The organism is Salifodinibacter halophilus (assembly GCA_012999515.1).
Lineage (GTDB): Bacteria > Pseudomonadota > Gammaproteobacteria > Nevskiales > Salinisphaeraceae > Salifodinibacter > Salifodinibacter halophilus.
Window position 1 is genome coordinate 1 of record JABEEB010000056.1, and the last position, 377, is coordinate 377.

The following is a 377-nucleotide window of genomic DNA, read 5'->3' on the forward strand; positions in this document are numbered from 1 at the left end:
CGAACCGCGGCTGGGCGCTTCCTGTTCGCCCTGCGCCTGCTGCTGGACCGGTTCCGGCGCCCGCGCCTGCTGCTCTTTCTGCTGCCGGGTGGCGGTTTCCAGCTTTTCCAGATTCGCCTGCAGCGGCTGCTGCGCCGCTTCGCCGCGGTCGACGTGGGCGCGCAGCAGGTCGGCCTCGTTGCCCGGGTTCTTCCACATCGCGAACACGTTGCCGTTGGTCTGGCTCGGCACGACTTCCTGGATCTCCGGCAACCCGGCCTTGCGCGCCTGCAGCGCCAGCGCACCGGCGACGCGTTCCTTGTCCTGCTGGTTGTCGTAGACGCCGGCGTTCGGGCCGATCTTGTCCAGGCCGGTCAACGCCTGCTGGAACATCGGAT

The 377-nt window shown here is 69.0% G+C and carries 1 pseudogene; it reads right to left on the reverse strand.

The features are described 5' to 3' along the window. Positions 1–81 precede the first annotated feature (81 nt). Positions 82–377: pseudogene (locus HKX41_10660) on the reverse strand (hypothetical protein).